The sequence below is a fragment of the Phytobacter massiliensis JC163 genome (assembly GCF_000321045.1).
Taxonomy (GTDB): Bacteria; Pseudomonadota; Gammaproteobacteria; order Enterobacterales; family Enterobacteriaceae; genus Phytobacter_A; species Phytobacter_A massiliensis.
Window position 1 is genome coordinate 610,143 of sequence record NZ_HE578945.1, and the last position, 13,015, is coordinate 623,157.

The following is a 13,015-nucleotide window of genomic DNA, read 5'->3' on the forward strand; positions in this document are numbered from 1 at the left end:
GGATTGTTAAACTAACCTGTTGCTCTGTAGACTGCTGGAGTTGGGAGCACGCTGGTTACTTTTTTTACTCTTGTTGAGGCAATATGTAAATTGTGGGCCATCTGGATTAACGATGCCGCGATCAATCAAAATACTCACTATTTTATCGATCTCATCCTTACTCATTTCTTTATTATCCCCAGTGCTTTTTATAACGCCTCCCAGCCCAGTGTGACTTTTTGGTTTGCAATGTGTCATTGCAGAAAGAGCGTTGATAACGCGAGTAATATGTTTTTCACGTTTTTCTGCGGTCATAACGGGTTGTATGGATGGCACAGATTTAACAGAGGGCTTATCATTCTTTGAGGTGGACGGTATAGAATGCCGTACAATTTTAGTCCCAATACTCTTGAGATAGCTAATTAAAGGATCGTATCCTTTATCATTAGAAATGATGATAAAAGAAGCAGAGGAATTCTTCTGTATTATTTTTCCTATGAAAAATGCGATGTGAAGATCGAGTGCATTTGAAGCAGTTCCGTGAATTTTCACATATTCTGCTCGATTCCCAATGGAATGCAACATAGACACGATTTCGAAGTGGATCTTGTCCTGCTGATGACCCACGAAAATAATAAAATGGGTTTGCGGGTTTGTAATAAGTTTACTAACAGATGGCTGAACATTTTCATAGTCAACCATCACATAAGTTATTTCATTTCCCTGAACAGAACTGCTCATATCCCTCCACCTATAGCTAGCTGTAGCTTTTGGTATGATATTTTAAACTGAATCAGGCATGCTCTTTCCTGTATGCAATACGCGTTTGATTTCAGTACAAGCTTTATAGCATAGATTAACATCATAGTTAAGGGGGTATCGATTGCTTCAAGCGGGCGAAAATTTAAGAGAGTCATGCTGGTGCTTGTTCATTTGCTTTACTAAATTGATTCCGTTTCTTAGTATTTTTACTGTATTCTGAATGTAAATACAGTTATGGGATGCTATCGTTGTTTTGCACATTTAACAGGGGATTCACTATTATGAATTACGCAGTTCTTATTTTTCCTTTATTATCCTCATTTTTTCTTACTGCATGCCAAACGCAGCCTGTTTCGGTATATGATGCCCCAACAGCACCACAATCAAGAATTTTTAAATATCAACAAGCCGCAGCTTCAACATTAGTGGTTATCAGAGATAAAGGGATGTTAGGTTCAGGATGCTATGCTTCGATATTTATTAATGGGCAGATTGTTGCAAAATTGAATCCTTATGAGAAGGCAAATTTTCAACTTGATGAAGGTGATTGGATTATAGGCGCATCGTTAGATGGCGCTGGGCTATGTGGTTTGAATGCACCAAGGGTAGAACGAGAAACCAGAACTAAAGCTGGAGAAACAAAAGTACTTCGTGTCTTTACAGGGAGTTCTGGAACTATGGATATATTACCCACTACACTGTGAATATGTGAAAATAATGTTGGCTTTTACAAATCTCTCTTATACATTCTACCATCATTAGTTTGAAACGCTTAAACATGCCACTTTGACGCAGTTTAACCGTTTACTGGTATTCATAGAAGAGTGATTCATCGCTCTGGTTTTGAGAGAAGAGGCTACTGTTTTTCTAATACCGGGTAGTCAGAACAGATATCGTAAAGCGTCTGACATCAACGGCGATCGTTTGTGGTAACTCAAGCGGTATAGATATTTTTCGCTTCCTCAGCAAGCCAGTATGCTTTTTCTTCATTGTCGAATGTGTCATCACCCAGGGCGAGAGCGTTAGCACATTAAGAAATGAGAGACGGTGATCGACACATTGTTCGCGCCCTGTGTTCACCAGGTGGCCAGGCGTTTCCGTTTTTTGACCAAGACAAACAGATCATCCCTATCAAGATCCGAAACATTGCTGTCGCTATTATCCGGTAAGACAGGAATTTCAAGGCGCTTTTATACCGTATCGGCGTAATTTTCTGACTATTTTGTTGGGTGTGCGTTACCCGCATTTTTGTCAGCAAAAGGGGATGGCTTAGCGTGGTCTTAAGTGTATGGGGGAGAATCTGAGAAAGCGGATAACGACTTCATATAAAAGCAAAAAGCCCGCTAAAAGCGGGCTTTTTTGAATCTGGCTCCTCTGACTGGGATCGCCTTTGCCAGTAACTGGCTAATATTCAAGCTAAACCTGAATCCACTTTCTGTCAAGACCACCAAAATGACCACCAATAGATCTTATCTACATCTGCAAAGTTAATTACTATGAATAAAGGGGGATATCTCTTGGATGTCTTCTTCCTCAAAGAGAAAAAACGTAGAATTATATATATTAATAGGTAAAAACTTTTGGCTGTTTAGTGTCATTGGAATATACTGTCTTTATATACATAGTTGTATACTTTAATGGTTACTAGCAAGTAAATATAAGAATATAATATATTATGTAGTTTTTATATGTTCTCGGTTGGAATGATTTTGAATAAGGACCATACATGGCTGATAGTAATGAAAATTTAAATAATAATTGCCCCTCATGCGGTAGCAAGCTTGATTCTGATGAAGTATGTGCTTGTGGCTATGACCCAAGCTTGGATGTGCAGGAGGAAAGTTATGTCCCTCAGTTTGCATTGACAGCAACTCTGGATAAAGTGTCAGGGGACTCCGGCCCTATTTTTAAAGAGTCTTTAGGTGAAGTTTGGACATTAGATACAGAGGACGTTCAGCTTTTCATTAAACAAATCGAGAAAAAATTTAAACTTAAAAGGAAACTTCATGGTGTAATCGATGAAAATAAAATGCCATTAAGTGCACCTAATTTTTTCAGTAAATATCTAAATAAAAATATAGATTTTAAATCCTTTGTTCAGTCAATCATGGATAGAATGAGAGGTGAAGCGAATAATGATAAATCAAGGCTTTCTGGTGGGGCTATAATATTTATTCATTACAATGTAGATAATGATAAAGAAAGTAGTGGTCGTCTTTTTATTATCATGGTGGATAGAAAGGGAGTCTTTAATTTTGATAAGAATCTTATTCCAGAGAAATTACCATCTATAGATATAGACTCCTTGCGACAAGCTGTCCTTGTTGATTTGACTTTATTCAAAGCAAGCTACCCAGAAAATAACGGCGACCCTTATCTGCACTTTATATCTGGTCGATCTAGTAGCGAATTCTTTAAGCGAGCATTGGGTTGTAACCCAAAAATTGATAATAATAGAAGTATTGATGAAACAAATAGAGCTGTTGATGATTTTGTTAAAGTAATGAAGTTAAAGCACATCGATAGAGTTAAAGTGAAGAAAGCAGTCGAAGCTTTGATGAAATCAAAAGCAAAAGATCCCAATGATCGAAAGTTAACGATTGAAGATATAGGGAATTGCATAGAGAAAACCCTTCCTGAAAATACAGAATTAAAAGGGAAGTTTGTACAGTTCGCGGATGTTAATGAATATGTTATTGATGATTTTTTCGAACCAAGCAGATTTTCTGGAAGTAGCTTTGGAGAAATAAAGATTTCTGATGCGGAACAGGAATATGAGTGTAAAATATCTGTTGATGCAATTAGCGAGGATGATGCATCAAATGCAAAAGTTATATATGATAGAGCTAATGGCCAATTAATAATACGATTGTCGCATAATGCAGTAACTGAAATCGAGAAAATAGTTGGTTAAATTTACAAGGAGTAATGATGAGCGACATGAATGATTTTGAAACATTAGTAAATGCTATCTTATCGGCAAAAATTGAAGTCGATAGTGGCTATATGTTGCTCGAATTTGAAGACCAATCAATTGATATTAATATAATATCTAATTTAATCAAAGATTATGGTTTAGCCGTAGAACCTGAAGTTGAAAGTAAAGAGATTATTTTCCCGTTGTCTTCTGGGGCATTTCGAGATGATTCAAATATATATAGTACGCTAGATTCCTTTTTGAGAACATGTATTTCTTTAGGTTATGTTCCTAATGATTATATTATTCTCACTGAGAAGATTTCTTCACTATTAATTGATGATAAAATTGGTAGTATTGATATTTACTTAAAATGGACTTCAGTATTATCCAGTGTTGCTAATCATCAAATTGGAGGGAAGTTTATACTCTATATACCAAGTGATAATGGTGGTAAGGAGTTAGTTATTAATTCCTACGAAAGATTGGACTATATTATAAAAGCTCCCTATAGCAAGATCGCTGTAGACTCAGTTGATAAAATAATAAAGGTACTTGATGTCGAGGATGCACAGTCACCCGAAAGAAAATCTATTATTCGTACTGCTATATATGATTTGGTTAATAACATTGAGAATAAAGATATTTCAGCGCTAATCACAATAAGCGAGAGGGTTTTTAACCGGTATAACGATCTTTTGGAGTTATATACAAATAGATTCTCCGTTAACAAGTTATTGTCTGAATTGGAACAAAAAAACCTTGAGTATACAACCAAAATAAATGATTTTGTTTCATCTAGCCAGACAAAAGCTTTTGCAATTCCTGGGGCCCTGATTGCGGTAGGTGGATTAGCTAAAGCCAGCGGCTTCTGGGATTCTTTATTGATTTTTATAGGTCTCTTTCTCGTATATTACATAACTTCTATGTCCAATCAAGTTTTATATGAATCCTATATAACTTTAAAAAATAGTCTTAATGACTCTTTTTCAAGGTATTCTAAGTTTGATGAAGGGGTGGAAGTTAGGGATGCAGCCAAAAAAATCTCATTAGAGCTTTATCATAAAATAGATAATGCAAAAGAACGGTTGGAAAAAGTTAATAGCATTGCAAAATGGATGCTTTGGATAGGTGGGGGGTATCTGGTCTTAAAAATGATATTGATTGATGGTAAATAAATGGGAAAATTGTTAATCCAAGATTTTTTTAATTATTAAGAGAATGACAAATGAGAGTTCTTCAGCTTATAAAGAGCGATACCAGACAGAACTGGTATCGCTTTTTATATCACCATGCGATGGTTATTTGGTTTGATTTCCATTCTTTTTTATAATTTCATCTACAGACCGAATTATTAGTTTTTCGAGAACTTGAAAGTGAATAACTAATTGGGCTGCACTGGTATTAAAACTTATACTGTCGTGTTTATTGAGGTTTCCCTCTTCATGAATTTTTGCAAGTGAATTACTGGCAGATTTCTTATCTTCTCTATTGAACTGCCATTTATCCATCATGTTTTTAAAATAATCGGAAAAATTAATATTGGGAGATACACCTAAAAGTTTTGCCAATGTTTCAAAAAATGACCATGCACCTACATACACAAGGACCGCATGCTCGACACCCGAAACAGTACATAAAGAATGATATATTCGGCAAAGTTTTAACGAATTAAGTTCTTTTAGTTTACTTTCAACGGCTAGTGATCTCTGAATTTTTGTTGGTACAGGTGGACTATATGGTGTCGTACTTGGTTGGGATGTTAACGCCGACGAAGGAGCTTGGGGTGCAGGAGAAGAAGCTGTTGACGTTGTTGATGTAGGTTCCAGTATTGGTTCCGATGGATTTTCTGGAATCGCTGGTTCAGGGCTGGAAGCTATTATTGGAGTTGAATGTGTGTTGATATTAGCCCTAAATGCATCAGCTTGGCTAAGAAGTTCACTCAACCCTGGTGTTCCTTCTATAAGCGCTTCACAGAACTCATCATTATCAAAAGTAAAACGATCCTTTGTATAGGATACGGGGGAATTATCAAGGTTGAGTTCACCGTAAACTCTTAATGCCCTATGCTTATTAGATGTTTTGAATATCCCAAGAGGAAGATATTTTTTGTTGGGAATACCACAGATCACTCGGTTGTGTCTGAACATCACTAGACCCGGATTTTTGATATAACTACCAGTTTCTTTAATTTCAATAAATCCGTGAATGTTTTCGCCTATATATTGAAAGTTGACTGGGACACGCCAAATTTTATCCGCGCCTTCTGCAATAACGTTCGCCCCCTTTTTGACATGCTTCGGAGAAAGAAGTGTTTGGGGATTAAATGGTATAAAAAATAGTTTTTTAGGGGAGCCGTTGTAACTTGTTGTAATCACAACTTGTGGATTATCACCATATATGAATCTTTGATAAATATGTGTAATGTCATCGGTAATGGTCTGATAGCGCTCTAAACTGATGTCTCGACGTACACCAGAAAGTACAATTTCAGTCCCAGTCCACTGACCTGTGTACGCATTATCAAAGACAGTAATTTGGGATTGTTGCTTTTGAAGAAGTTCATTTAAATTGAAATTACACATATATTGATTTTTGTCTTTATCAGGATGTGTTTTTATATTCCATTCATCCGCGAACCAAACTGCTGCTGCTTTCATACCTATACCAAATTCGCTTAATCCTTTTGCAACCGGTTTACTTGCTGGTTTTAGAGCTTTTTCAAGCAAGGTTCTACTAATTCCAGGACCATCATCGCGAATTATAATTTTGTTACGCATATTAGGATCGGAGTTTTCATTGTTGTAAAATTCTAATTCTATATTGAGAGGTGATGCTTTTTTAGAAATAAGATGAGCATGGATTGCGTTATCAATAAATTCGCATAGAGCAAACGAAGAGTCATATGCTTGGTTAACGAGTAACGTATACATATTCATATCAGGCGAGACATCAACAGAAAACATGGCAACTCCTTTTACATAAATAATTTTTGACCAATTTCGTGAATAATATGTGCATTCACAGCATTTCCTAACGCTTTGTAGGCTTTACTGTCTGTTTCCGGTAAATACTCTAATTTATCGAGAGACTGTAATGCTGCGGCTTCTCTGATACTCATATATCGCTTAAGACTGCCAATTATTGGTGTCTGTGTCGTTGACATAGCAACCAGTGATGGCGCGGATGTTGGTCTAATTATACGGATTCCAGAAGCTCTAAACTGAATCAGGTGATCCCATATGTCCAGACCATTTCTATCACCCTGCCATTCAAGTTTTTGCCAACTAAGAGGAAATACTTGTAGGTGTAACTTCCATGTATCTAAAAAATCAGGATGACGAATATAAATTTCACGCGAGGCTTGAATCGCCTCTGCTAGACGTGAGCTGACTTTACCTACATTTTCTTTTGCATATCTCGGTAGACATTCGATAATATCATTAATGTCTTCAACAAATGACATGTCTTTACCAAATGCACCTTTAAATTGTCTTGCAAATGAGGGATCAGATATAGATATATTGAAAGGATAAGTAGCCCCGAATTCAGGAGCAAGTATAGGTAATGTTGAGTATTCTTTAGTGGTTTTAATAAATTCAGACCAAAGCTCTAGTGCTTCCTCTTTTGATGTTTCTAATTTTCTGACTTTACTCGGTTTCTTTTCAATGATTGCTGATACTGATAATGGTATTTTACTTGGTTGAGGCCAATTGAAGCACATATTATCGTGTTTTGATGCTACAACAAAAATACGTTTCCGCTTTTGAGGGATACCAAAATCCTGTGGCGTGTATACACGATATTGAACTATATAGCCCTCATTGATCAGGCTATTTTCGATGTACTCCCAAAATAATCCGCCCTGAACTTTTAATATATCAGGTACATTTTCCAACATAACATAAAGTGGCCGTTTTTTTCTGATGATGCGTAACACATCATCAATTAACTTACCTGACTCAGGACATTCGGCACCTTTCTTTTTACCTGCTTTAGAAAATGGTTGGCAAGGAAAACCAGCGCATAAAACTTCATGGTCTGGGACATGATTCTCGTCAACGGCTCGAATGTCGCCTTCTGGCATAATCCCGTAATTTTTTAAATAGAGGTTACGTAGATTCACATCAAGTTCAGCAGCGAATACACACTTACCTCCAAGCCTTGATAAGCCAGTGTGGAATCCGCCCAGTCCTGCAAAAAGGTCAATGAAGCGGAAGCCTTTTTTTAACTCGGATGAAGTATATGGAGGAGAAGAACATAACTCTAACTTTTTGAAAAAGAAGGTTCTTTCTTCCCGGCGTACCACATTATCTTTATAGGCCATTTTATTCTCTCTTACCTGAGGCGATTTTAGTAATCCCGCGCAACAGAATAGCGATGGTTTCTTCAAGTGCAGGATTTTCTTTTACTAATTCAGTAACCCTGGCAATTTCATTTCTAATATTGGAACCAAGATCGGTAAGAACTTCCGATGGAGTACATTTCGACTTATCCGGCCGTTCATCCTCATAGACGCTAATCTCAAGGAATTCGCATAGAAGGCGTACCCTGTCATTTACTATTCTGAATTCCTGATTAGCTACACGGCTGACTAAATCTTTAGTGACTGAAACTTCTTGATCCCTATAGTGTTGGTTGAATTGGTAAGCGCACTTCCTATAACTCCATGATTTTTCTCTTAAAACAGTTGATACTGATTTGGCGATTCGATAATTCGAGATGAAATCATCACGTTTAGATTGTCGCATTTTTATGAGACTGACCTGTATATGTATCACTATTTTAAGACACTATAGAGAATAATTTAGACAATGACAATACTCAGATGAATAACCCTTACTGGTGAAATGACGTGTTTTTTATATCCAATCAGCTGTTGAAGCATGACGTATGTCGCTTATGGATATGGAAGTGTCTTTTAAAAATGAGACAGGCCTCAGACATCTCTCACCACTGCGGAGTAAGGGGCGCTACGTCCGGCTATGCAGGGAGCAGTTTTTTCTCCTGTGCGCTTTTCGTTCCTGTATCGGCTTCCGGTTAATCGTTTCCCAACACAACCCGTCCTGCAAGGGTAAATGGCACGCATTCTGCGCCCTTGCAAGACAGAACGATGCCGGGAAAGCGAACCGTCAGGCGATACGAAGACGAAAATCACACACTGACGGAGAAAAAACCATGACGAATTCCCTGCATACCCAGACTAGCGCCCCTAACACCGCAGCGGCGACCAGCGTATCCCCGCTGGACCCGTCAGGCTCCTCAAAAACGAAATTTTCTAAAACCAGAACGGATATTTATCAGACCGTTACCGACAACATCATTGCAGCGCTGGAAGCCGGTGTTAAACCCTGGTCCTGCCCGTGGCAGCGTGTATCCGGCATGTCTGGTCTGCCATCCAATTACGCTACCGGCGTAGCCTACAGCGGCATGAATATCATGTTGCTGTGGTGCAGTGCGTCAAAACAGGGGTTCAGCGATTCACGCTGGTTGACCTACAAACAGGCACAGGCGGCAGGTGGACAGGTTCGCACGCGTGAACGTGGCACCACAGCCATTTTCTACACCACCCTGGAGAAGGAAAACGACGCCGGAGACATTGACCGTATCCCGATGCTGAAAACGTTCACCGTGTTTAACGTTCAGCAAATCGACGGTTTGCCTCTGATAACTGACACAGTCAGCCCGGAAGCAACCTTTGACCCGTTACCGCAGGCTGAAAATCTGTTCAATAAGAGCGGTGCAAACATCATTGAGAAAGGACAAAATGCTTTTTTCAGCCCATCAACAGATGAAGTCTGGCTACCGGAGCGCCATCTGTTTTCTGATGCGGCGAATTTCTACGCTACCGGCCTGCATGAGCTGGTTCACTGGAGTGGTGGCAAAAAACGTCTTAACCGTGAAATGAAAGGGAAGTTTGGCAGTGCAGATTATGCGGAGGAGGAATTAGTGGCGGAGCTGGGAAGTGCCTTTCTGATGGCGGATCTGGGGATTGAGGGAGAGGTACAGCATGAAAGTTATATTGCGTCCTGGCTGAAAGCGCTGAAAAACGACAAGCGTTATATTTTCAAAGCGGCCAGCGCCGCCTCTAAAGCACATCGTTACCTGATGGATAAACTTTGAGACCGGGATTAGGCAACCGCAAGGGAATGTGGTTACATGGTTTTTACCGGCAACGCTGCAAGGCGCAGACTGAGGCGGAACGCAGCACAGCGAGTACCGAACAGTCTGCGCCTCGCAGTGGAATAAAAAAATACACCGGCCTGGCGGTATCGCCGCCAGGCCGGTGAGGCCATCACGATGGCCTGAGTAAAAGCTTACGTATAGCTGCCTAGTGACAGGTATTTCAGTTCATCAAAGGTATAAATGCGAAACACCCGGCGGTGGCGTTCTTCCAGCGGGACGTGCTGATGGTTGATGATGACATGCCTGATGCTGTCAAACAGCAGTTCAAGCGCACGCTTCTTCTGTGGATCGGGCACAACATAAAAAACGTAAATCCACTGCCTGCGGGTACGGGCCAGTAAGTGGCTGGCAATGATCGACTGATAACGGGCTCGGGTTTTCAGGCGGCGCTCGGTTTCAATGGCAATAACGTTACCGTCAGGCAGGGTCAGTAACCCGTCCGGGCGATGTTTCACCTGATACTGGCTGAGAAAGGTGGTCCGGTCGCCGTTAACCCATCCCGAAGCGCCTTTTTTCTCCAGAATAAGCCTGGCTGCCTGATTATCAAGATGATGCTCCAGCGTCCAGCCGGTAATTCTGGACGGTTCAAACCTCGCGGGAAAGATTTTATCATTCGGGGTTAGCACCACCGCCAGCCCGTCGCTGGTGATCCCCCATAATGAAATCCTGATTGTCCGTGATTCAAGCACATGCTTCTGGATTAACCCCATTCGCTCCGTTTTTGCCAGCAGCGAATAAAGCGATTTATGATCCCTGAAACCAAATAACTGCATCAGCGTTTTAAAATCACTGTAGGTTTCTTCTTTCAGGAAGTTCAGCAGTTGTTTTATTTTTCGTTGTTACGCGTCTGGCGCTCGTGAAAGGACGAAATCAGCATAACCGCTCCTTAAAAATCCAGCGGGGACAGGTGTTTTTCATCATCAGGTTTCGGCTTTACCGGTTTTACTTCGATTTCGTCGAAGAAAAGAGCCGGATGCGTTGTCATCACATCCGGCATGGCTGGTCTATCATCCTCGCCAAAATCCAGCACGATCTTCACCGGGGCTGCCACTGCGGCAATATCGGGGGAAACCGAAAAGATTTTTAGCTGACGTTTTCTGACCTTTATCGGCGAGATCAGTGAAGCAGAAGGTAGCGTTTTTGTCGTAAAGATAAAGCTGACAAAATCGGGCAGGTTCAGGATCATATTGCTGTCAATAAAGAAACGTTCGGCCTGGCGGATTGTACGCTCACTGTCGATGGTTTCCGTCAGCATATTATCCGTCTTGGCCTTACGGAGTTCGTCATCCACCAGGATCGTGCCTGACATTCTCGCCACCCAGTCCGCTGTATCCGGGTCCATAACCCGGTAAACCAGTTTGAATTTGGCATTTTCAACGACCGCACCGACAACGGCGTCACCTTTCAAATCTGCCGGGCAGTCTTTTAAATCGGCGATGGACTGGTGGTCCATAATAATGTGTACGCCTTTATCCCGCGCCGCGCCTAAACCTTCCAGCGCTGGCCTGGATAAATGGTATTTCAGTTCGGAAAGATAAATAGCAATCGGGCGGGGGACGTCTGTTACTCGATCGCGCCTTTCTGCCAACTGGTAAAGGCGAACCAGCAGCATGCGCTGGGCGGTAATAATTTTGCTGTTTCGCATGGAGCCGATAATATAACAGCAGCCACCTTCATCAAATATTTTTTTGAGTGAAAAACCCTCCGGTGAATTAATTGCATTGAGTAAGGCCAGTTCCTCAATCTTACCGAAAAAGGCTTTGATTTTTTCGGCAATGCTTTGAACGTAGTCACCGTTATAAACATCACGGACTGTTGCCGATGTGTTATCACTGACAAATTGCGCGGCCATACGCGCGGCTTTTCGGTCATCTATACGATAGAAGTCCGATTCCTGACCTTTTTCCGCCAGACTGAACCCTGCAACAAACAGTTCTTCCAGTTCATCTGGCGTAATATCTTCAATCAGGTTTAACTGGTATTGCTGTTTCCGCAGGTCAATTAAGGCAAAGTGTTTTCCTGCATCCTCGCAGGCTTTGCGGTAAAGGTGGGGTGCCCATTCATCATCCTTGGGGTCCATAACAAACACACCTTCACCGGCCAGAATACTTTGATAAAGCAATATCCCGGTAGCAACCCCTTTACCGGCTCCGGTGGTGCCGATAATATCCGCGTGCTGTTTCTGCCAGTCTTTTAACGGGAGATACATTGGTTCGTTCTCCCTGTCCATGCCGATAAATAACCCTTTACTCAGGTCGATATAATGCAGCGGGTCATAATGCAGTGTTTCCGGTAGCAGGGATTTTACGGTGCGGACATCAGTACGTAATTCCCGTTCAAGGGTGGTCTTTCTAACTAGGCGTTTCTTTATTTTGTCCAGTTCCGGCGTGAATACCCGGCGAAGCATAATATGAAAAATAATCCCGGTTACAGTGAAAGCAATCCGTACTGACCACGCCAGTGCTGAATTATCACTGGTGAGCCTGATGTTATACAGCCACTGAAAGGATCCGATAACTATCGGAGCCAGTGTGCCGGAGAGAAAACACAGCATGGAAAAAGCAATAATCAGCTTTTTCCAGAGCGGAGCTTTCTGCCGTTCATCGCTTTTCATTGATGCAAAAAACGGCATCGTCAACCCCGCTAATAACGCCAGTATTAGTTGTTGCTGTTGCACAAAAGCGAGCAGCACCAACATCCCGTTCACTATCGGCGACAGTGAAGCGGCAAGCTTATTTAAAATCATCGAGCCTCCTTCGTCAGCGATTCGCCCCCATGACATCGCCCCTCCTTTTCGCCCCACGGTGTCGGGCGAAAAGGAGGGGCGAGCGTATGGGGTAAAGAAGGTGGCCGCTGTGCGGCCATGTGCCGGAAAGCATGCTTCCCGGTACGAAACGGCGTGCGCCAGTACATGCGGGCTGGACGCCCTTATTGTCTGTCGCATGGGGGTAATGTCGTGGCTGAACGCCGCGCCAAAACCCCCAGGGCCAACGGCGGCACACCGTCGCACGCTACGCGCGACCACCCCCTTTAAGACGGTCGCTTTCGCCTTTTTCTTCCCTTTGCTCGTTCCTCGCAGCGGGAATAAAAGGGAAGCTGACCTTTAAAGAGGGTGGTCGCGCCACGCTACCGGCTTTTTGGCCGGAGACTTAGCTGCGACGGTGTGCGGGG

Annotated in this window: 9 protein-coding genes and 1 pseudogene; 4 read left to right on the plus strand and 6 right to left on the minus strand. The window is 41.6% G+C overall.

What is annotated here, in order from left to right; all coding sequences use genetic code 11:
• Positions 1-6 precede the first annotated feature (6 nt).
• Positions 7-720, minus strand: a complete 714-nt coding sequence (locus tag ENTHG_RS23690; RefSeq protein ID WP_052332662.1) for a PIN domain-containing protein — start codon at positions 718-720, stop codon at positions 7-9.
• A gap of 302 nt (positions 721-1,022) precedes the next feature.
• Between ENTHG_RS23690 and ENTHG_RS23955 the strand changes: the two genes are divergently transcribed.
• The 3 genes from ENTHG_RS23955 (at position 1,023) to ENTHG_RS03125 (ending at position 4,836) form a co-directional block, all read left to right on the plus strand.
• Positions 1,023-1,445, plus strand: coding sequence for a hypothetical protein (locus ENTHG_RS23955; protein ID WP_044173347.1), 423 nt, complete (start codon positions 1,023-1,025; stop codon positions 1,443-1,445).
• A 1,022-nt stretch (positions 1,446-2,467) separates the two neighbouring features.
• Positions 2,468-3,655: a nucleoid-associated anti-phage protein gene (locus ENTHG_RS03120; RefSeq protein ID WP_044173350.1), complete on the plus strand. Its 1,188-nt coding sequence runs from the start codon at positions 2,468-2,470 to the stop codon at positions 3,653-3,655.
• A 26-nt stretch (positions 3,656-3,681) separates the two neighbouring features.
• Entirely contained in the window at positions 3,682-4,836 is a 1,155-nt protein-coding gene (locus ENTHG_RS03125; RefSeq protein ID WP_237567443.1) for an anti-phage protein, read from the plus strand.
• A gap of 123 nt (positions 4,837-4,959) precedes the next feature.
• On the opposite strand, the gene ENTHG_RS03130 is transcribed toward ENTHG_RS03125, so the two are convergent.
• The 3 genes from ENTHG_RS03130 to ENTHG_RS25395 are packed head-to-tail and all read right to left on the minus strand — an operon-like array spanning position 4,960 to position 8,409.
• Positions 4,960-6,624, minus strand: a complete 1,665-nt coding sequence (locus ENTHG_RS03130) for an ATP-binding protein (RefSeq protein WP_044173354.1) — start codon at positions 6,622-6,624, stop codon at positions 4,960-4,962.
• 11 nt (positions 6,625-6,635) lie between these two features.
• On the minus strand, positions 6,636-7,985 hold the full coding sequence (locus ENTHG_RS03135; protein ID WP_081653578.1) for a DNA cytosine methyltransferase: 1,350 nt from the start codon (positions 7,983-7,985) through the stop codon (positions 6,636-6,638).
• 1 nt (position 7,986) lies between these two features.
• Positions 7,987-8,409: a hypothetical protein gene (locus ENTHG_RS25395; RefSeq protein ID WP_145973635.1), complete on the minus strand. Its 423-nt coding sequence runs from the start codon at positions 8,407-8,409 to the stop codon at positions 7,987-7,989.
• 427 nt (positions 8,410-8,836) lie between these two features.
• Here ENTHG_RS25395 and ENTHG_RS03140 point away from each other — a divergent pair, with 427 nt between their 5' ends.
• On the plus strand, positions 8,837-9,781 hold the full coding sequence (locus tag ENTHG_RS03140; RefSeq protein ID WP_044173357.1) for an ArdC family protein: 945 nt from the start codon (positions 8,837-8,839) through the stop codon (positions 9,779-9,781).
• A 194-nt stretch (positions 9,782-9,975) separates the two neighbouring features.
• Here ENTHG_RS03140 and mobC read toward each other — a convergent pair.
• Both mobC and ENTHG_RS03150 read right to left on the minus strand, forming a co-directional pair.
• Positions 9,976-10,721, minus strand: a pseudogene (mobC, locus tag ENTHG_RS03145) (MobC family replication-relaxation protein).
• Between the two features lie 9 nt (positions 10,722-10,730).
• Positions 10,731-12,590 (minus strand): type IV secretory system conjugative DNA transfer family protein, encoded by a 1,860-nt coding sequence (locus tag ENTHG_RS03150; protein ID WP_044173359.1) that lies wholly within the window; start codon positions 12,588-12,590, stop codon positions 10,731-10,733.
• Positions 12,591-13,015 lie beyond the last annotated feature (425 nt).